Origin of the sequence: Pseudomonas sp. NMI760_13 (assembly GCF_021283245.1) — a bacterium.
Lineage (GTDB): Bacteria > Pseudomonadota > Gammaproteobacteria > Pseudomonadales > Pseudomonadaceae > Aquipseudomonas > Aquipseudomonas peradeniyensis.
This window is the reverse complement of record NZ_JAJSRC010000018.1, coordinates 1-19,526: the sequence shown is the minus strand read 5'-3', so window position 1 is coordinate 19,526 and position 19,526 is coordinate 1. Positions and strand designations below refer to the sequence as shown.

Genomic DNA, 19,526 nt, shown 5'->3' with positions numbered 1-19,526 from the left:
GATGTTCATCACAGCGACCCAGGCAAGCGAATCCTGAACTGCGCCCCACCCAACGCCGACTGCGCCACGGTCAGTGTCCCGCCCTGCCCTTCGATGGCCCGCCGACTGATCGCCAGCCCCAACCCGAACCCACCGGTATTGCGATCACGGCTACGGTCCAGGCGATAGAACGGCTGGAAGATCCGCTCACGCTCCTCGGTCGGGATGCCGATGCCATCGTCCTCCACGGTCACCAGGCAGGCGCCGTCTTCTTCCCGGCGCAGGCGCAGCAGCAGGCTTTCATCGCAATAGCGCATGGCGTTGCGCACCAGGTTCTGCACGGCGCGGGCGGTCAGCCGCGGGTCGAGGACAAAGCGCGGCAGGTCGGTTTCGCAGCGCACCTCCCAACGGATGCCACGGTTGTCCAGCTCCTCGGCGAAACTGCCGAGCACGCTGTCCACCAGCTCCAGCAACGACACCTCGACCCGCTCGCGGGCCTGGTCGACGCTGTCCAGGCGGCTGTAGGACAGCAGCTCGAGCACCAGCTCGTCCAGCTCGCGCACGTGCCCCACCAGCCCCAGCAGGCGCTTGCGGCTGGCCGGCGGCACCTCGTCGAACAACAGCACCAGGCCGAAGTCCAGACGCGTCAGCGGCGTGCGCAGCTCATGGGAGACCGCGTTGAGCAGTTCGCGCTGCTGGTTGACCTGGCGCTCCAGGTCGCTGGCCATGGTGTCGAACACCCCGGCCAGTTCACCGATGTTCGAGCGTGGCGAAATAGACGTGCGCTCGGACATCTCGCCGCGCCCCAGGCGCCGGGCGGTGTCCTTCAACCGTTCGAGGTCGCGCCAGTGCGGCCATACCCACAGCAGCAGGCAGCCAAGCATGGCCGCGCCGATCAGCACGGTCACGCCCCAGGACAGCACGTTGATGTCCAGCGGGTCGTCCGGCGAGTGCAGGCGCACCAGCCATTGCGAATCCAGCGGCGCCAGCACCGTTTCGTAGTAGCCCCAGTCGGCCATGCGCACCGCGTACAGGCCATGCTCGAGCCGGGCTTTTTCCTCGCTGCTCAGCTCGGCCTCGTCCATGCGCAGCAGGCGCACTTGCAGCGGCTTGAACACCCCGGCCAGGTCTTTTTCCACTGCCGGCCACTGCTCCCGCGGCGCCTGCTGGAACTGGCGCACGATCAGGGTCTGCACGCCTTTGGCCTGCTCGAGGTTGTAGGCCATGAAACGCTCATGGAACAGCCCGACGATGGTGTCGGGGATCAAGGCGATCGCCCCGGCATAGGCGACGATGATCACCAGGTACAGCCGCACCAGGATCTTGAGCATGGCCTGTCAGTACTCCCACTCGACCCGGCTGAACAGATACCCCTTGCCCCACACGGTCTTGATCTTGCGCGCCTCGCCGGCGCTGTCGTCGAAGCGCCGGCGCAGCTTGGAGATGGCCACGTCCACCGAGCGGTCGGTGCCGTTGAATTCGATGCCGCGCAGTTGCTGGAGAATACGGTCGCGGCTCATCACCTCGCCGGCGTTGCGCGCCAGCACCACCAGCAGGTTGTACTCGCCGCTGGACAGCTCCACCTCCTCGCCGCGCCAGCTGACCGTGCGCTCGGCCAGGTCGATGCGCAGGCCGCCGACCTGGATCAGGTCGCTGTCCAGGCGCGGTTCGTTGACACTGCTGCGGCGCAGCAGGGTGCGCACCCTGGCCAGCAGCACCCGGGGTTCGCAAGGCTTGGTGACGTAGTCGTCGGCGCCCATTTCCAGCCCCAGCACCTGGTCGTGGCTGTCGTCACGGGCGGTCAGCATGAGGATCGGCAGGCCCTGGGTTTCCTGGCGCAGCAAGCGGCACACCTGCAGGCCGTCGAGGCCCGGCAGCATCAGGTCGAGGATCACCAGGTCCGGTTTCTGCCGGCGGAACTCGTCCAGCACATGGTCGCCGCGGGCGATCACCCGGACATGGAAATCGTTGCGTTGCAGGTAGCTGGCGATCAGCTCGGACAGCGCGCTGTCGTCTTCGACCAGGAGAATGTTCGGCATAAGGGGATTTGACGAAAGATTGAAGTAAGGCAGGATATAGAATCCTGGGCGGGCCACCGCCGATTGTTCACACTTTTTCACACACGCCCAACACAGCTTAACAGCCGCCACCCGAACGGCTGCTTTAGCATACGCTGGATCAAACCTGGAAGATCCGTATGTCCATTCCCTGCCCTTCGCGCCTGCGCCCCTTGGCGCTGCTGGCGCTGATGACCCTTTCCCTGGCCGGTTGCAACGACGCCGCCGAACAGGAAGAACAAGCCCCGCCTTCCCAGGTCCGGGTCGAGACCCTGGCCGTGCAGCCATTGGCGATCAGCACCGAACTCAGCGGCCGCATCCTCGCGCCGCGTACCGCCGAGGTGCGCGCCCGGGTAGCCGGCGTGGTGCTCAAGCGGGTGTACCGCGAAGGCAGCGACGTCAAGCAAGGTGATGTGCTGTTCCTGATCGACCCGGCGCCGTTCAAGGCCGACTTCGACAGCGCCCGCGCCAGCCTGGCCAAGGCCGAGGCAACCCTGTACCAGGCCCGCCTGCAGGAGCAGCGCTACCGCGAGCTGGTCGACGACAAGGCGGTCAGCCGCCAGGAGTACGACAACGCCCGCGCCGCCTTCCTCCAGGCCGATGCTGCGGTCGGCGAAGCCAAGGCGGCGCTGGAACGGGCACGCCTGAACCTGGGCTACGCCACCGTCACCGCGCCGATCTCCGGACGCATCGGCCGCGCCCTGGTGACCGAGGGCGCGCTGGTCGGGCAAAGCGAAACCACGCCGCTGGCCACCATCCAGCAGTTGAACCCGATTCATGCCGATGTCACCCAGTCGACCCGCGAGCTCAATGCCCTGCGCCGCGCATTGCGCGCCGGCGAGCTGCAGCAGGTCGGCCAGGGCCAGGTCAAGGCCACGCTGATCCAGGATGACGGCAGCGCCTACCCGCTGGCCGGCAAGCTGCTGTTCTCGGACATCAGCGTCGACCCAAGCACCAACCAGATCACTTTGCGCAGCGAGTTCCCCAACCCCGACCTCGACCTGCTGCCAGGCAGCTACGTGCGCGTGCGCCTGGACCAGGCCGTACAGCCCCAGGGCATCAGCGTGCCGCAGCGCGCCATCCTGCGCGACAGCGCCGGCGTGCCCAAGGTGCTGCTGGTCGACCCGCAGGACCGCATCAGCGAACGCCAGGTGGTCCTGGGCAGCGCCCAGAGTGATCGCTGGATCGTCAGCGAGGGCCTGGCCCCCGGTGATCGCGTGGTGGTCGAGGGCCTGCAACACGTCAAGGCCGGGGACCAGGTCCAGGTCGACGAGCAGCCGGGCGCCTCCGCGGTCGCCCAACACACCGGCCAATGAGGGCCTGATCCATGCCGCAGTTCTTCATCGACCGCCCGGTATTTGCCTGGGTGGTCGCCCTGTTCATCCTCCTGGTCGGCGCCCTGGCCATCCCGCAGCTGCCGGTGGCCCAGTACCCCGACGTGGCGCCGCCGCAGGTGGAAATCTACGCCGTCTACCCGGGCGCCTCGGCGGCGACCATGGACGAGAGCGTGGTCAGCATCATCGAGCAGGAGCTCAACGGTGCCGACAACCTGCTCTACTTCGAGTCGCAGAGCAGCCTGGGCAGCGCCACCATCACCGCCAGTTTCCAGCCCGGCACCAACCCGGACCTGGCCCAGGTCGACGTGCAGAACCGCCTCAAGGTAATCGAGTCGCGCCTGCCGCGCCCGGTGACCCAGCAAGGCCTGCAGGTAGAAAAGGTGTCCACCGGTTTCCTGCTGCTGGCCACCCTCACCTCCGAGGATGGCAGCCTCGACGAGATCGCCCTGTCGGACATCCTCGCGCGCAACGTGATGAACGAGATCCGCCGCATCAAGGGCGTCGGCAAGGCACAGCTGTACGGCTCGGAGCGGGCCATGCGCATCTGGATCGACCCGGCCAAGCTGGTCGGCTTCAACCTCACGCCCAACGACGTGGCCGAGGCCATCGCCGCGCAGAACGCCCAGGTCGCCCCCGGCAGCATCGGCGACCTGCCCAGCCGGCCGACCCAGGAGATCACCGCCAACGTGGTGGTCAAGGGCCAGCTGAGCACCCCCGAGGAATTCGCCGCCATCGTCCTGCGCGCCAACACCGACGGCTCGACCGTTACCGTCGGTGATGTCGCCCGGGTCGAGATCGGCGCCCAGGAGTACCAGTACGGCACGCGCCTGAACGGCAAGGCCACCAGCGCCTTCAGCGTCAAGCTGTCACCCGGCGCCAATGCCATGGAAACCGCGGGCCTGGTCAAGCAGAAGCTCGACGAGCTGGCGCGCTACTTCCCGGCCGGGGTGAAGTACGACATCCCCTACGACACCTCGCCGTTCGTCAAGGTCTCGATCCAGCAGGTGATCAACACCCTGGTCGAGGCCATGGTGCTAGTGTTCGCGGTGATGTTCCTGTTCCTGCAGAACTTCCGTTACACCCTGATCCCGACCCTGGTGGTGCCGGTGGCGCTGATGGGCACCTTCGCGGTGATGAACGCGCTGGGCTTCTCGATCAACGTGCTGACCCTGTTCGGCATGGTGCTGGCCATCGGCATCCTGGTGGATGACGCCATCGTCGTGGTGGAGAACGTCGAGCGGATCATGGCCGAGGAAGGCCTGCCGCCCAAGGAAGCCACACGCAAGGCCATGGGCCAGATCAGCGGCGCCATAGTCGGCATCACCCTGGTGCTGGTGGCGGTGTTCCTGCCGATGGCCTTCATGAAGGGCTCGGTAGGCGTGATCTACCAGCAGTTCTCGGTGTCGATGGCGGTGTCGATCCTGTTCTCGGCGTTCCTCGCCCTGAGCCTGACCCCAGCGCTGTGCGCCACCCTGCTCAAGCCCCTGGAAAAGGGCGAGCACCATGAGCGCAAGGGTTTCTTCGGCTGGTTCAACCGCCGCTTCGAAGGCATGAGCAACGGCTACCAGCGCTGGGTGAGCCACGCCCTGGCCCGCAGCGGCCGCTACCTGCTGGTGTATGCCGCGCTGCTGGCGGTGCTCGGCTACGGCTTCAGCCAGCTGCCCACCGCCTTCCTGCCCACCGAGGACCAGGGCTATACCATCACCGACATCCAGCTGCCGCCGGGCGCCAGCCAGGCGCGGACCATCGAGGTGGCGCAGCAGATCGAGGCGCACAACGGCGAAGAGCCAGGCGTGGCCAACACCACGCTGATCCTCGGTTTCAGCTTCTCCGGCAGCGGGCAGAACGCGGCGCTGGCCTTCACCACGCTCAAGGACTGGTCCGAACGCGGTGGCGACGACAGCGCGCAGTCCATCGCCGACCGCGCCACCCTGGCCTTCACCCAGCTCAAGGACGCCATCGCCTACGCGGTGCTGCCGCCACCGGTGGACGGCCTGGGCGAGTCGACCGGCTTCGAGTTCCGCCTGCAGGACCGTGGCGGCATGGGCCACACCGTGCTCATGGAGGCCCGCGACCAACTGCTGGAGGCGGCGCGCAAGAGCAAGGTGCTGGTCAATGTGCGCGAAGCCTCGCTGGCCGAAAGCCCCCAGGTGGAACTGGAAATCGATCGGCGCCAGGCCAATGCCCTGGGTGTTTCGTTCGCCGATATCGGCGCGGTGCTCGACACTGCGGTGGGCTCCAACTACGTCAACGACTTCCCCAACCAGGGCCGCATGCAGCGGGTGGTGGTGCAGGCCGAAGGCGACCGGCGCAGCCAGGTCGAGGACCTGCTGAAGATCCATGTGCGCAACAACAGCGGCAAGATGGTGCCCCTGGGCGCCTTCGTCACGGCCCACTGGCAGTCCGGACCGGTGCAGCTGACCCGCTACAACGGCTACCCGGCGGTGTCGATCTCCGGCGAGCCGGCGGCCGGCTACAGCTCGGGCGAGGCCATGGCCGAGATCGAGCACCTGGTCGCCCAGTTGCCGGCCGGTTCCGGCCTGGAATGGACCGGCCTGTCGCTGCAGGAACGCCTGTCCGGCAGCCAGGCGCCGCTGCTGATGGCGCTGTCGCTGCTGGTGGTGTTCCTGTGCCTGGCGGCGCTGTACGAAAGCTGGTCGATCCCCACCGCGGTGCTGCTGGTGGTGCCCCTGGGCGTGCTCGGCGCGGTACTCGCCGTGACCCTGCGCGGGATGCCCAACGATGTGTTCTTCAAGGTCGGCCTGATCACCCTGATCGGCCTGTCGGCAAAGAACGCCATCCTGATCATCGAGTTCGCCAAGGACCTGGTGGACCAGGGGCACGACGCGGTGGACGCGGCGATCCAGGCCGCGCGCCTGCGCCTGCGCCCGATCGTGATGACCTCGCTGGCGTTCATCCTCGGCGTGGTGCCCCTGGCCATCGCCAGCGGCGCCAGCTCGGCCAGCCAGCAGGCGATCGGCACCGGGGTGATCGGCGGCATGCTCAGCGCCACCTTCGCCGTGGTGTTCGTGCCGGTGTTCTTCGTCGTGGTGATGCGCCTGGCCGGGCGTGGCCGGACAAGGACGGCCGAGGCAGCTACCCACGAGGCCTGACTGGACAAGCCCCGCGGTAAATGGGAGGGTTCCCGGCATTGACCGCCCGGAACCCTTTTTCATGCCTGACGCCCTCCCCCCCTGTTCCATCCTTATCCTCGCCGGTGGTCGTGGCCAGCGCATGGGCGGCCGCGACAAGGGCCTGGTGGCCTGGCGCGGCGAGCCGCTGGTGGCCCATGTGCAACGTGCCGTGCGGGCGCTCAGCGATGACCTGGTGATCTCCTGCAACCGCAACCAGGCGGCCTATGCGGCGTATGCCGACCAGCTTGTCGGCGATGCCGAAGCAGATTTTCCCGGTCCGCTGGCCGGGGTCATCAGCGGGCTCAAGGTGGCGCGGCATGAATGGGTGGTGCTGCTGGCCTGCGATGCGCCGCGGATCGACCGGGCCTTGATCGAAGACCTGCTGGCCCTGGCGGTGGCCCGCGACAGCGCGGCCATGGTACGCCAAGGTGGGTACTGGCAGCCGATGTTCAGTGTGTTGCCGCGGCGGTTGCTGCCGCTGCTGGAGCAGGCCTGGCAGGCGGGGGAGCGGAGTTTGCAGAAGGCGTTGCTGCAGGCGAGCGTCCAGGGGCTGGAGTGTGTCGAGGACGATCCGCGATTGAGTAACTTCAACAGCCCGGATCTGCTGCAGGATTAACCTGTCCACGATCCTCTGTAGGAGCGGCCTTGTGCCGCGAAAGGGCTGCGTAGCGGCCCCGGCAATCTGCGCTTCGCCACGAGATCTTGGGGCTGCTGTGCAGCCCTTTCGCGGCACAAGGCCGCTCCTACACAGATTGTGTAAGCCCAAATAAAAAAGCCCCGGGCAAAGATCCCCCGGGGCCGAGCGGTTGGAATCCCCAACCAAAGGAGTCTTTCAGCCCTCGTCCGGCCAACCACCGCCCAGGGCGCGGAACAGATCGACCAACGCCAGCTGGCGCTGGGTGCTGGCCTCGATGAAGGCCGCTTCGTTGACATAACCGCTGCGCTGCGCATCCAGGTAGCGCAGGTGGCTGTCCACGCCGCCCTCGTAGCGCGCCTTGGCCAGCGCCACGGTCGCCCGGCTGGTGTCGGCCAGGGCCCGGCGCGCCGCTTCCTCGCGGCGCAAGGTGTCGGTGGCGGCCAGGGCGTCGGCGACTTCGCGGAAGGCGGTCTGGATCGTGCCCTCATAGGCCGCCACCGCCGAATCCTTGCGCGCCTCGGCCAGGCTCAGGCCGGCCTTGTTGCGCCCGGCGTCGAACAGCGGCAGCGACAGCTGCGGCATGAAGCTCCAGCTGCGCGAACCGCCGTCGAACAGCCCGGACATCTGCGCGCTGGAAGTACCGAAGCTGCCGGTCAGGCTGATCCGCGGGAAGAACGCCGCCCGCGCCGCGCCGATATCGGCATTGCGCGCCCGCAGCCGGTGCTCGGCGGCGAGGATGTCCGGGCGACGTTCGATCAGCGCCGACGGCGCGCCCGGGGCGATGTCCTGCAGGACCAGCGGCGCCTCGCCGCGCTCGGCCGGGATCGCCTTCGCCGCGTCCGCGCTGCCCAGCAGCAGCACCAGGGCGTTGTAGGCCTGGCGCTGCTCGCGCACGATGCCTTCCAGCTCGGCCCGCGACTGCTCGACCAGCCCCAGCGCCTCCTGGTGATCCAGCGCCGTGGCCGTGCCGGCGCCACGCCGCTGGCCGACCAGGGCCAGCGAATCCTCGCGGCTGGCCAGGGTCTGGCGGGTCAGCGCCAGGCGCCGCTCGGCGCCGTCCAGGGTCAGGTAGGCCTGACTCACTTCGGCGATCAGGGCAATGCGCGCGGCACGGCCAACTTCCTCGGTGGCCAGGTACTGTTCCAGGGCCGCGTCACTCAGGCTTTTCACCCGGCCAAACAGGTCAACTTCGTATTCGGGCAGCGACAGGCCCACCTGGTAAGTACTGCTGACACCCTCACGACCGTTGCTCGACAGGTCCGCCGGCAAGTGCTGGCGGTTGCCGGAAGCCCCGGCATTCAAGCCCGGCACCCGGTCGGCGCGCTGGATGCGGTACTGCGCGCGGGCCTGCTCGATATCCAGCAGGGTCTGGCGCAGCGAGCGGTTGTTGTCCAGCGCGGTGCCCACCAGCTGGCGCAGGGACGGGTCGACGATGAACGCCTGCCAGTCCAACTGCTCCACCACCTTGCCGTGATGGCCGGCGGCATCGCCCCACGCGGTCGCCACCGGCGCCTCGGGACGCTGGTAGGTCGGCGCCAGGGAGCAGCCGGCCAAGGTGACGGCCAGCGCGAACGGAATTGCAAGATTGCGCATGAGCATCACTTGGTCACCTCGACAGCGTGTTGCACGGGGGCCGGCTTGCGCTTGAGCAGCTTCAGCACGAATACGAAACAGATCGGCACGAACACCACGCCCAGCAAGGTGGCGCTGAGCATGCCGCCGATCACCCCGGTACCGATGGCGCGCTGGCTGGCCGCGCCGGCGCCGCTGGCGATGGCCAGCGGCACCACGCCGAGGATGAAGGCCATGGAGGTCATCACGATCGGGCGGAAACGCAGGCGCGCGGCTTCAATGGCGGCGTCGCTCAGGCTGTAGCCCTTCTCCCACAGCTCCTTGGCGAACTCGACGATCAGGATCGCGTTCTTCGCCGCAAGACCAATGATGGTGATCAGGCCGACCTTGAAGTACACATCGTTGGGCAGGCCGGTGAGCATCACTGCCCACACCGCGCCCAGGGCGCCGATCGGCACGATCAGCATCACCGTCAGCGGGATCGCCCAGCTTTCGTACAGCGCCACCAGCAGCAGGAACACCACCAGGATGGCCAGGGCGAACAAGGCCGTGGCCTGGCCGCTGGAGACCTTCTCCTGGTACGACAGGCCCGTCCAGGCATAGCCGATGCCAGGCGGCAGCTCGCTGACCAGGCGCTCCATCTCGGCCATCGCCTGGCCGGTGCTGTGGCCGGGCGCGGCGTCACCGGCGATGCGAATCGACGGATAGCCGTTGTAGCGCACCAGCTGCACCGGGCCCTCTTCCCACTTGGTGGTGACGAAGGCACTGAACGGTACCTGCTCGCCTCCGGCATTAGGGGCATACAGGCGCAGCACGCTTTCCGGGGTCATGCGCTCGCCCTGTTCGGCCTGTACCACCACGCGCTGCTGGCGCCCGGCGTTGGTGAAGTCGTTGATCACCGCCGAACCGAAGGCGGTAGCCAGGGTGCTGTTGATGGCTTCGAAGCTCACGCCCAGGGCGCGGGCCTTCTCGCGGTCGATCTGCACGCGCAGCTGCGGTGCCTCGGCCAGGCCTTCCATCATCGCGTAGAGGATCACCGGGTTGCCGTTGGCACGGGCCAGCAGCTGGTCGCGGGCCGCCAGCAGTGCTTCGCGGCCCAGGCCGCCACGGTCCATCAGGCGCAGGGCGAAACCGCCCGAGTTGCCCAGGCCATCGATCGGCGGCGGCATGACCGCCGTGATGGTGCCGTCGCCATTGGCCGCGAACTGGGCGTTGATGGCGGCGGTTTCCGCCTCGGCCGACTGCTCGGGGCCGCGCACGGACCAATCCTTGAAGGTCGGGAACGCCAGCGCGGCATTGTCGCCCTGGCCCGAGAAGCTGAAGCCGCTGACGATGAACGAGCTGGCCGTCGCCTCGCGGGACATCAGGAATTGCTCCAGCGCCTCGGCGGTGTGGTCGGTACGCACCCGGCTGGCGCCCGGCGGCAGTTGCACGTCGACAATGCTGTAACCCAGGTCCTCCGAAGGCACGAAGGCTTCCGGCAGACGCAGGTAGGAATAACCGAGCACCACCAGGATGCCGACGTAGGCCAGCATCCAGCGACCGGCGCGGGCCACCAGAGCGCTGTTCATCACCGAGTAGCGCTCGGTCACGCGGGCGAAGGCGCGGTTGAAGGCACCGAAGAAACCGCCCTTCTCATGGTGGCCATGGGGCACCGGCTTGAGCAGCGTGGCGCACAGCGCCGGGGTGAAGGTCAGGGCGAGGAAGCCGGAGAACAGGATCGACACCGCCAGCGACACCGAGAACTGCTGGTAGATCACCCCCACGGAACCGGACATGAACGCCAGCGGCAGGAACACCGCCGCCAGCACCAGGGTGATGCCGATGATCGCCCCGGACACCTGCCCCATCGCCTTGATGGTCGCGTCCACCGGCGACAGGCCCTCCTCGGCCATAAGCCGCTCCACGTTCTCCACCACCACGATGGCATCGTCCACCAGGATGCCGATGGCCAGCACCATGCCGAACATGGTCATCATGTTCACCGAGAAGCCGAGCAGCTTCATGATCATTAGTGTGCCCAGCAGGCACACCGGCACCACGATCGACGGAATCAGGGTATAGCGCACGTTCTGCAGGAACAGGAACATCACCAGGAACACCAGCACCATGGCTTCGATCAGGGTGTGGATGACTTTCTCGATGGCCACGTCGACGAAGCGCGAGGTGTCGTAGGGCACCGAGTACTCGACGCCCTCGGGGAAGAACTGCGCAAGCTCGGCCAGGCGCTCCTTGACCAGCGTCGCGGTCTGGATGGCATTGGCGCCGGGCGCCAGCTGCACCGCGCCGGCCACGGCCGGGTGGCCGTCCAGGCGCGAGGACAGGTTGTAGTTCTCGCTGCCGATGGCCAGGCGCGCGACATCGCCCAGGCGCACGCTGGAGCCGTCCGGGTTGGCGCGCAGGACGATGCCGGCGAAGGCCTCGGGAGTATCGAGGGTGCCCTGCACCGCCAGGGTCGCGGTCAGCTCCTGTTCGCTGGCGCCCGGCGTGCTGCCGAAGCTGCCGGCCGGCACCTGGACGTTCTGGCCGCGGATGGCGTTGTTGATGTCGTCGATGGACAGGCCATAGCCCACCAGTTTCTGCGGATCGACCCAGACCCGCATGGCCGCTTCGGAGGCGAAGAACTGCAGCTTGCCCACGCCCGGCACGCGCAGCAGTTCGTTGTTGATGTTGCGCGCGGCGTAGTCGGCCAGGGCCGTGGTGTCGCCACGGTCGCCGGCCTTGCTGGTCAGGGCGTAGATCAGCAGGAAGCCGGAACTGGCCTGCTCCACCTTCAGGCCCTGGGTCAGCACCGCCTGGGGCATGCGCGCCTCGGCCTGCTTCAGGCGGTTCTGCACATCGACCTGGGCCATGTCCGGCTCGGTGCCGGGCTCGAAGGTCACCAGCACCTCGGCGACGCCGTTGGAGTTGTTGGTGGACTCGTAGTACAGCAGGCCCTTGGCGCCGTTGAGCGACTCCTCGATGATGCTGGTTACCGACTCCACCAGCACCTTGGCCGAAGCGCCCGGGTAGCTGGCGGTGATGGAAATCTGTGGCGGTGCCACGCTGGGGTACTGGGCCACCGGCAACGCCGGGATCACCAGCAGGCCGGCCAGGGAAATGAACAGCGCCACGACCCAGGCGAAGTTCGGCCGATTGATGAAGAACTTGGACATCTCGCTACCCTCGCCTTATTTCGCCGCGACCGGCTGCGCCTGTGCCGGCACCACGGGCATGCCCGGGGCCAGGCCGGCCGGGCTGCCGACGATGACCTGGTCACCGCCGCGCAGGCCTTCGACGACCTGCCAGCGCGAACCCTGCATCACGCCGGTGCGCACGCTGCGCGCCTCGGCCAGGCTGCCAGTGCCGACCACCATCACCCGCGCCTCGCCGTCGCTGCCACGCTGCACCGCCCGTTGCGGCACCAGGATGGCCTGCTGGTCGGTGCCCTGGGGGGTGCGCACGCGCACGTACATGCCCGGCAGGAGAATGCCGTCGGCATTGTCGAAGCGCCCGCGCAGGGTGACTTGGCCAGTGCCGCGGTCGACCGCCACGTCGGTGAACATCAGCGCGCCCTGGCGCTGGTAGTCGGTGCCTTCCACCTGGGCCGTCAGCGCCTTGTCGTCGCCACCACCCAGGGCGCCGTCCTTGAGGGCCTGGCGCAGGCGCAGGGCGTCGGCGGCGGACTGGGTGAAGTCGACGTAGATCGGATCGAGCTGCTGGATGCGCGCCATCAGCGTGGCGTCGCCCTGCCCGACCAACGCGCCTTCGGTGGCCAGGGCGCGACCGATGCGCCCGGAGATCGGCGCGGTGACCGTGGCATAGCCCAGGTTCAGGCGCGCGGTCTGCACGTCGGCCTGGGCCGAACGCACGGCAGCCTGGGCGCTGCGCAGCTCGGCGGTGGCGCTGTCGAAGTCCTGCTGGCTCACCGCTTCGATCTTCACCAGCGGCGCATAGCGTTTTACCCGCGCCTGGGCTTCGTGCTGCACGGCCTGGGCCCGGGCCAGGTCGGCCTCGGCGCGGGCCAGGGCGGCCTTGAACGGCGCCGGGTCGATCTGGAACAGCACATCGCCGGCCTTGACGTCGGCACCTTCCTCGAAACGCTTGTGCAGGACGATGCCGGCCACCCGCGCACGCACCTCGGCCACCCGCATCGGCTCGACCCGGCCTGGCAAGGTCGAGGCCAGGGCCAGTGGCTCGGCGGCCACGGTCACGATTTCCACCGGAAACGCCGTTTCAGCGCCGACCTGCTGTTCATCGGCCGCCCCGCAGCCAGCCAGGGCTACTGCCACTGCCAGCCAGCTGGCCACTCCTATTGCACGCAAATTGCTCATGAACTCACCCGAGCCGTTAACTAAATTTGGCGCGAATGGTACTAACACATTCGATTTGAGTCAATTTAGTCTCATTTGAAGTTTTTGTGAAAAGTTGTAATGACCACCTCCGATCGTCGGGTCGTCGCAGTCCAGGCCCATGGCAGGCGTCAAATGAAACACAACGCCTGAGGAGATCCGCCATGACCCTGCACGCCGTGGCCAGCCTCGACCAGCTCGAGGAACACCGCCCCCTGCGCGTCCAGGCCGGCACCGAGGACATCGTCCTGGTGCGCCAGGGCGAATTGGTGAAGGCCTACCAGGCCAACTGCCCGCATGAGGGCGCGCCCCTGGAAGAGGGCGCGGTCTGTGGCGGGCTGCTGGTCTGCCCCTGGCACAAGGCCGCCTTCGCCGTGGACGAGGGCGCGGTCTGCGAACCGCCGGCCCTGACCGGCCTGCGCCGCCATGCCGTAGAGCTCAGGGATGGCCAGGTCTGGGTCGACGACCAGCCGTTGCCCGAGACAGCACCGCCGCGCCACAGTGACGCCCGCACCTTCGTCGTGGTGGGCGCCGGCGCCGCCGGCTCGGCCGCCATCGCCACCCTGCTCGAGCATGGCTTTGCCGGGCGCCTGCTGTGGATCGACCAGGAACAGCCGAACGCCTACGATCGCACCGCCCTGAGCAAGTTCGTCATCGCCGGGCAGATGCCGGTGGACGAAGTGCCGACCCTGCTGGCCCCGGACGCCCTGCGCCGCGGCCAGCTGCAGCGCCTGCACGGCAAGGTGCGCGCCGTGGATGCCGGCAAGCGCGTGATCACCCTGGCCGACGGCCAGAAGCTGAAGTACGACGCCGCCCTGCTGGCCACCGGCGGCAAACCCAGGCGCCCCGAGCTCCCCGGCGTGCAGTTGCCCGGCATCTGCGTGCTGCGCTCGCGCACGGATGCCGCGCAGCTGCTCGACCTGGCCGAGCCGGGCCAGCCGGTGGTGATCGTCGGCGATGGGTTCATCGGCCTCGAGGCCGCCAGTGCCCTGCGCAAGTACGGCTTGCAGGTGCATGTAGTCACGCGCCACGCCATCCCGCTGGCCCGGCAGCTGGGCGAGCGCATCGGCCAGACCCTGCGCGAGCTGCACGAACGCAAGGGCGTGGTATTCCACGGGCCGACCGAGGTGAGCGGCTTCGAAGGCCGGGAGCGGGTCGAGGCCGTGTTGCTGGCCACTGGCGAGCGCCTGCAAACCCCGCTGGTGCTGCTCGGCACCGGCGTCAGCCCGGCCACCGGCTACCTGCAAAACCTGCCCCTGGCCGAGGACCGTTCGCTGACGGTGGACGCCCACCTGCAGGCCGCCGACGGCCTGTGGGCGGCCGGTGATATCGCCACCTTTCCCCTGGCCGGCCGCCCGGTGCGCATCGAGCACTGGCGCCTGGCCCAGCAGCATGGGGTGATCGCCGCCGCCAACATGCTCGGCGAGCGCCGCCGCTACGACGACGTGCCGTTCTTCTGGACCTACCAGCACGGGCGCACCTACGAAGTGCTCGGGCATGCCAGCGGCTGGAACCGCATCGAGTACGTCGGCACCCCGGAACAGGGCGACTTCATCGCCCTGCAGTGCCTGGACGACCAGGTCGAGGCGGTGATCGCCAAGGGCCATGCGCGGGCCATGGCGGTGCTGTCGCAGCGGCTGAAGCGGCCGCTGTCGAGCCGCGAGGCGCGTGACCTGATCGATGCCTGGGCGGATTGAGACCTGGCGTTGCCCGGGAGTGGCAACCGCGCGCTCCTCGCCGTACAGTACGCCGCAGACTCGCCCCAGCGCATGGAGATTGACCCAGTGCACTTCGACTGGCACGAACACCAGGCCCACCTCTTTGCCAGTACCCAGGCATTCAACAACCTGGCACGGACAATGCGCCGATGCCGACCTGGCACCCACGCGCAACTCGCGCTTCGCTCTCCCACAGGAACCTGCACGATGTTGCGAGTCTCCTGTGATCGGCGAGAGGCGTTCCTGGCACTGCATGAAGACATGCTTCAAATCACCTTTACCGAAGCGCTCAGGCAGCGGCTGGCCAACGGTTTTTCCATGCCTGCCGAAACTCGCCCTGGCTCACGATTCGTCATCAGCAGAATTCAGAGCGAAGGACTTGCGCAGTTGCGTGAAGACTCGATCGAGTTGGTATTGCATGTAGAGACGCCACAAGCACACCCCTTGTCAGACTACTTCAGCCATGACGACGGGACACTGCCGGAAATCGAGCTCCACTTTGCCCGGAGCGCGGATATGCCGAGCGCATTCGCACGCCTGTTCACCCTCGGTGCGAGGGTGGACTGCGGCAGCTTGTGGGACAAGGCAAGCGGGCGCGAAACGTCCTTTACCGGCCCACAGGATGCTTCACGTGTCAGCGACGGTGTTGTCGAACCGTTTCATGTACTGGCCAAGGGCATCGACATCGATGGCCAGCCCCTCCCTGACCTGGGCGTGATGGTCTGCGAGCACGGCCTGACACTGGACTATCGCATGGGGCCTGACTGGGATGCGCCTCGAATCGACGCCCTGCTGTCACTGCTGCGCCAACTTCGGCAACAAGGCGGCCAGGTTCGCATCCCTTGGTGGCAGGCAGACGGCGAACAGGACTTTCTGCAGGCCCTGGGCCGCGGCGGGGCCAACGGATGAACTTGCGCTCCCTGGATATCCAGCGGCTGCTCAGGAAGCGACAACTCAATGTGCAGGAGCAGAACCTGCTCACTGCCCATCGCATCAGAGAGTTGGCACGCCCCTGGCTCACCCGTGAGGTACCGCCTGCCCTGCTGCGCGTCGCCGAAAGCCACGGGATCGACTGGACACGCTCCCTGCTGCTGGACCTTGAGTTCGACTTCCCCGGCATGGCCAGCCTGACGGGCAGTCTGTTGACCGATACCGAACGCTTCATAGACTTCGAGCTCGAGACCGACAGCAGCTACTGCCAGCTGCTGTCGATCGAATGCTGGGAGGACGTGACGGCCCAGCATGACCACGGGTTGCGCAACCGGGGTACCGGCAAGGGTTATGCAACCATTGCCCTGGAGACAAGGCGCGAACTGCTCGGCCTGCCGACGCGCTGAGCGCACGCCCTGCCTTTGCCACCGCGAGCTTTCAATACCGGGGTGAACTGTGTAAAACAAGTTCACCCACACTGTAAGGAAAGGATGACTCGCAATGATCTACCGCCCCCTCGGCCGCTCCGGCCTGCACGTCTCGGCCCTCACCCTGGGCAGCATGATGTTCGGTGAGCAGACCGGCACCGAAGACTCGCTGCGCATCATCGACAAGGCCTGGGACCAGGGCATCAATTTCGTCGACACCGCCGACGTCTACAACGGCGGCCGTTCCGAGGAGATCGTCGGCGAGGCGGTGGCGCGCAACCGCCACGACTGGATCATCGCCTCCAAGGCCGGCTACGGTCCGGTCGATGGCGTGCCGAACCGCAGCGGCCTGTCGCGCAAGCACCTGTTCAATGCCATCGAGGCCAGCCTCACGCGCCTGGGCACCGACTACCTGGACATCTACTACCTGCACCGCGAGGACCACACGGTCCCCCTGGAAGAGATCGTGCGCGCCATCGGCGACCTGCTGGCCCAGGGCAAGATCCGCTACTGGGGCGTGTCCAACTTCCGTGGCTGGCGCATCGCCGAGATCTGCAACCTGGCGGAGAAACTCGGCGTGGCCAAGCCTGTGGTCAGCCAGCCGCTGTACAACATCGTCAACCGCCAGGCCGAACCCGAGCAACTGACCGCCGCCGCCTACCATGGCCTGGGCGTGGTGCCGTTCAGCCCGCTGGCCCGCGGCGTGCTCAGCGGCAAGTACGCACCCGGCTCGACCCCGGACCAAGGCAGCCGCGCCGGCCGCCAGGACAAGCGCATCATGGAAGTGGAATGGCGCCAGGAGTCGCTGGCCATCGCCCAGAAGATCCATGCCTACACCGAGGCCAAGGGCGTGGGCATCGTCGAGTTCGCCATCGCCTGGGTGCTGAACAACCGCCTGGTCAGCTCGGCCATCGTCGGACCGCGCACCGAGGCGCAGTGGGACACCTATGCCGGCGCGCTGGAGGTGAAGATCACGGCGGAGGACGAAGCGTTCATCGACTCGCTGGTGACACCGGGCCATGCCTCCACGCCCGGGTTCAACGATGTGGCGCACTTCGTCAGCGGACGCCTGCCACGCTGACGCCTGGGTCTGGGTCTGGGTCTGGGTCTGGGTCTGGGTCTGGGTCTGGGTCTGGGTCTAGGGCGTAGAGCATAGAACGTGGGAGCGGGCTTGCCCCGCGATGAAGGTTGCGCAATGCCTGGCGCCCGCTTCGCGGGTGTTCGCGGGACCAGTCGCATCGGCGCACCACCGCTCCCACGCTATCCCCAGCAGATCGACAGCTCATGTGTCCGCAAGCCCCCCATGGAAGTCCGTCCCGATTGCTGGCATTGTTCGACTTTCCCCGCGCAAAGGACGCGCTCCCATGGCCTTGCACCTCTGGTTGACCTTCTCCTTCGCCTACCTGCTCACCTCGCTGATCCCCGGCCCCAACGTCCTGCTGACCGTGCGCAACGCCCTGCGCTACGGCCCCTCCGGCATGGGCATGACCCTGTTCGGCAACCTCACCGCGCAACTGCTGACGATCACCGCCGTGGCGATGGGCGTGGGCGCCTTGCTGATCTCGCTGCCCACGGCGTTCCTGGTGCTGAAGCTGGCCGGCGCTGGCTACCTGATCTACCTCGGCCTGCGCCAGTTGCTGAGTAAAGGAGGCCCCGCCGCCCCGGCGACCCAGGTGGTCGCGACCCCACCCCAGACGCAATGGCGGATCGCCGTGGAGGCCTTCCTGGTCTCGGTGAGCAATCCCAAGACCCTGGTGTTCTTCTGCGCCTTCCTGCCGCAGTTCCTCGAGCCCGGGCGGCCGATCTTCGGCCAGTTCGCGGCGATGTACCTGAGCGGCTCGCTGATCGTCTGCCTGGTGCATTCCTTCTACTGTTTCACCGCCTGGCGCTTCGGCCTGCGCCTGAAGGCTTCGCCCCTGGCCGCCTGGTTCAAGCGCGCCACCGGCGCGCTGTTCATCGGCCTGGGCGTGCGCCTGCTCAACGCCCGGGCGGTGTGACGCTCACCTGCTCCCTCGCAAGGCCTGGGTGGTGATTCAGGGCTGACCCAGGCTGAGCGCCAGCGCGATGAACGCCTGCTCGTCGAGCCACTCGTCCTCATGCAGGTCGATGGCCCGGCGGGTGTCGCCCTTGAGACTGGCATTGGGCAGCCCGGCCTGGTGGATCAGCGCCCTGAGATGGACCAGGCGCAAACCACGCCAGTCGGCAAGGCTGGCGATGCAGGCGTCGATCTGCTCGCGGGCTTCGGGCATGGGGGCATCCTCAGGCAGGTTCTCCCAAGAACTGTAAGCGAATGCTGCCAAATAGCCCTGAAAAGGAAAATCAGAGAAACGTCCTACGCGGATTTGGGAAGCCCTGTCGACCACCCAGAATCCGTTCCTCGCTAGTGTTTCAGGTCTGCGTCACCGTCGCTCTGCCTGAGGCTCTCAACGCCCTCATGCAGCAGTAACCGACGGGGGCATTCCGCAACAGCCAGGCAACGGCGAGCACTGTCTCGTTCATGGACAGCCGTATCCGAAGGACCTCTCATGCCCAATCAATCCAACCTGAGCTACCGCTTCGAGCCCCTGGCCAGCCAGGACCCGTTCGAAGTGGTCTCCTTCACCCTCGACGAAGCCCTCAGCACCCCGTTCAAGCTGGTGCTCGAACTGGTCAGCTACGAAGACAACGTCGACTTCGGCCACCTGCTCGACAAGCCCGCGCTGTTCACCATCCTGCGCGGCCAGCGCCCGATGCGCTACGTACACGGCCTGATCAGCGCCTTCAGCCAGGGCGACACCGGCAACTGCCGCACCCGCTACCAGGCCGTGATCGAGCCCAAGCTGGCCCGCGCCGGGCTGCGTTCGAACTGGCGCATCTTCCAGCAACAAAGCGTGCCGCAGATCCTCGAAACCCTGTTCAAGGCCCAGCGCATCACCGACTTCGAACTGGGCCACAGCTTTCCCCACGCGCCCCGCGAGTTCTGCGTCCAGGCCGGTGAAACCGACCTCGCCTTCATCACTCGCCTGGCCGCCGAGGAAGGCTTCATCTACCGTTTCGTCCACAGCGCCAAGGGCCACCGCCTGCTCGTCAGCGACCGCGTGCTGACCCTGGGCATGATCAGCTCCAGCCTGGTCAAGCCCGAGGACGATGACGACGACGAAGGTTTCATCGACGACGACTATCCCGACCCGCTGGCCGTGCTCTACCACGCCAACAGCGGTGGCGACCAGGCCCGCCCCTGCCTGCGCCGCCTGCACTACCGCGAACAGGTGCGCACGGCTCGCCAGGTGCAGCGCGACTACTCCTTCACCCACCCGGCCTACCACCTGCAGCAGGAATTCAACGCAAGCGACCTGCAGCACCAGGCCGACGACTACGAGCGCTTCGACTACCCCGGCCGCTACAAGCGCGACGAAGTCGGCAT

General features: G+C 67.3%; 15 protein-coding genes. 9 read left to right on the top strand and 6 right to left on the bottom strand.

Features of this window, described 5'->3' with window-relative positions; genetic code table 11:
* Positions 1-8 precede the first annotated feature (8 nt).
* The gene (locus LU671_RS18300; protein ID WP_232856465.1) at positions 9-1,310 is read right to left on the bottom strand and encodes an ATP-binding protein; all 1,302 of its coding nucleotides are present in this window, start codon (positions 1,308-1,310) and stop codon (positions 9-11) included.
* A gap of 6 nt (positions 1,311-1,316) precedes the next feature.
* On the bottom strand, positions 1,317-2,018 hold the full coding sequence (locus LU671_RS18295; protein ID WP_050705882.1) for a response regulator transcription factor: 702 nt from the start codon (positions 2,016-2,018) through the stop codon (positions 1,317-1,319).
* Between the two features lie 158 nt (positions 2,019-2,176).
* Between LU671_RS18295 and LU671_RS18290 the strand changes: the two genes are divergently transcribed.
* The 3 genes from LU671_RS18290 (at position 2,177) to mobA (ending at position 7,123) form a co-directional block, all read left to right on the top strand.
* Complete coding sequence (locus LU671_RS18290) at positions 2,177-3,352, top strand: efflux RND transporter periplasmic adaptor subunit (RefSeq protein WP_232856464.1); 1,176 nt, start codon at positions 2,177-2,179, stop codon at positions 3,350-3,352.
* Between the two features lie 11 nt (positions 3,353-3,363).
* Entirely contained in the window at positions 3,364-6,486 is a 3,123-nt protein-coding gene (locus tag LU671_RS18285) for an efflux RND transporter permease subunit (RefSeq protein WP_232856463.1), read from the top strand.
* 61 nt (positions 6,487-6,547) lie between these two features.
* Complete coding sequence (gene mobA, locus LU671_RS18280) at positions 6,548-7,123, top strand: molybdenum cofactor guanylyltransferase MobA (RefSeq protein ID WP_232856462.1); 576 nt, start codon at positions 6,548-6,550, stop codon at positions 7,121-7,123.
* A 216-nt stretch (positions 7,124-7,339) separates the two neighbouring features.
* Here mobA and LU671_RS18275 read toward each other — a convergent pair whose 3' ends face one another.
* From LU671_RS18275 to LU671_RS18265, 3 genes are read right to left on the bottom strand one after another with little or no spacing between them, the layout of a single operon-like run.
* Positions 7,340-8,743 carry an efflux transporter outer membrane subunit gene (locus LU671_RS18275; protein ID WP_232856461.1) on the bottom strand — a complete coding sequence of 468 codons (1,404 nt, stop codon included), beginning with the start codon at positions 8,741-8,743 and terminating at the stop codon, positions 7,340-7,342.
* A complete protein-coding gene (locus LU671_RS18270; RefSeq protein ID WP_232856460.1) occupies positions 8,743-11,871 on the bottom strand; it encodes an efflux RND transporter permease subunit in 3,129 nt (1,042 codons plus the stop codon). The genes LU671_RS18275 and LU671_RS18270 overlap by 1 nt, the downstream gene beginning before the upstream one ends.
* Before the next feature lie 15 nt (positions 11,872-11,886).
* On the bottom strand, positions 11,887-13,029 hold the full coding sequence (locus LU671_RS18265) for a MexC family multidrug efflux RND transporter periplasmic adaptor subunit (protein ID WP_232856459.1): 1,143 nt from the start codon (positions 13,027-13,029) through the stop codon (positions 11,887-11,889).
* Between the two features lie 182 nt (positions 13,030-13,211).
* Between LU671_RS18265 and LU671_RS18260 the strand changes: the two genes are divergently transcribed.
* From LU671_RS18260 to LU671_RS18240, 5 genes are all read left to right on the top strand, one after another.
* Positions 13,212-14,744, top strand: coding sequence for an FAD-dependent oxidoreductase (locus tag LU671_RS18260; protein ID WP_232856458.1), 1,533 nt, complete (start codon positions 13,212-13,214; stop codon positions 14,742-14,744).
* A gap of 228 nt (positions 14,745-14,972) precedes the next feature.
* On the top strand, positions 14,973-15,674 hold the full coding sequence (locus tag LU671_RS18255) for a hypothetical protein (protein ID WP_232856457.1): 702 nt from the start codon (positions 14,973-14,975) through the stop codon (positions 15,672-15,674).
* Positions 15,671-16,102 carry a hypothetical protein gene (locus LU671_RS18250; RefSeq protein ID WP_232856456.1) on the top strand — a complete coding sequence of 144 codons (432 nt, stop codon included), beginning with the start codon at positions 15,671-15,673 and terminating at the stop codon, positions 16,100-16,102. The genes LU671_RS18255 and LU671_RS18250 overlap by 4 nt, the downstream gene beginning before the upstream one ends.
* 94 nt (positions 16,103-16,196) lie before the next feature.
* Complete coding sequence (locus LU671_RS18245) at positions 16,197-17,204, top strand: aldo/keto reductase (RefSeq protein WP_232856455.1); 1,008 nt, start codon at positions 16,197-16,199, stop codon at positions 17,202-17,204.
* A gap of 283 nt (positions 17,205-17,487) precedes the next feature.
* Positions 17,488-18,120: a LysE family translocator gene (locus LU671_RS18240; protein WP_232856454.1), complete on the top strand. Its 633-nt coding sequence runs from the start codon at positions 17,488-17,490 to the stop codon at positions 18,118-18,120.
* 36 nt (positions 18,121-18,156) lie between these two features.
* Here LU671_RS18240 and LU671_RS18235 read toward each other — a convergent pair whose 3' ends face one another.
* Entirely contained in the window at positions 18,157-18,372 is a 216-nt protein-coding gene (locus tag LU671_RS18235; protein ID WP_232856453.1) for a hypothetical protein, read from the bottom strand.
* Between the two features lie 276 nt (positions 18,373-18,648).
* Between LU671_RS18235 and tssI the strand changes: the two genes are divergently transcribed.
* On the top strand, positions 18,649-19,526 hold an 878-nt coding region (gene tssI / locus LU671_RS18230), incomplete at its 3' end, for a type VI secretion system tip protein TssI/VgrG (RefSeq protein ID WP_232856452.1).

Coding starts and splice junctions, on each gene's coding strand:
- mobA (WP_232856462.1), top strand. CDS start 6,548: ATGCCTGACGCCCTCCCCCCCTGTTCCATCCTTATCCTCGCCGGTGGT.
- LU671_RS18235 (WP_232856453.1), bottom strand. CDS start 18,372: ATGCCCGAAGCCCGCGAGCAGATCGACGCCTGCATCGCCAGCCTTGCC.
- LU671_RS18290 (WP_232856464.1), top strand. CDS start 2,177: ATGTCCATTCCCTGCCCTTCGCGCCTGCGCCCCTTGGCGCTGCTGGCG.
- LU671_RS18300 (WP_232856465.1), bottom strand. CDS start 1,310: ATGCTCAAGATCCTGGTGCGGCTGTACCTGGTGATCATCGTCGCCTAT.
- LU671_RS18275 (WP_232856461.1), bottom strand. CDS start 8,743: ATGCTCATGCGCAATCTTGCAATTCCGTTCGCGCTGGCCGTCACCTTG.
- LU671_RS18245 (WP_232856455.1), top strand. CDS start 16,197: ATGATCTACCGCCCCCTCGGCCGCTCCGGCCTGCACGTCTCGGCCCTC.
- LU671_RS18285 (WP_232856463.1), top strand. CDS start 3,364: ATGCCGCAGTTCTTCATCGACCGCCCGGTATTTGCCTGGGTGGTCGCC.
- LU671_RS18240 (WP_232856454.1), top strand. CDS start 17,488: ATGGCCTTGCACCTCTGGTTGACCTTCTCCTTCGCCTACCTGCTCACC.
- LU671_RS18270 (WP_232856460.1), bottom strand. CDS start 11,871: ATGTCCAAGTTCTTCATCAATCGGCCGAACTTCGCCTGGGTCGTGGCG.
- LU671_RS18260 (WP_232856458.1), top strand. CDS start 13,212: ATGACCCTGCACGCCGTGGCCAGCCTCGACCAGCTCGAGGAACACCGC.
- LU671_RS18265 (WP_232856459.1), bottom strand. CDS start 13,029: ATGAGCAATTTGCGTGCAATAGGAGTGGCCAGCTGGCTGGCAGTGGCA.
- LU671_RS18255 (WP_232856457.1), top strand. CDS start 14,973: ATGTTGCGAGTCTCCTGTGATCGGCGAGAGGCGTTCCTGGCACTGCAT.
- LU671_RS18295 (WP_050705882.1), bottom strand. CDS start 2,018: ATGCCGAACATTCTCCTGGTCGAAGACGACAGCGCGCTGTCCGAGCTG.
- LU671_RS18250 (WP_232856456.1), top strand. CDS start 15,671: ATGAACTTGCGCTCCCTGGATATCCAGCGGCTGCTCAGGAAGCGACAA.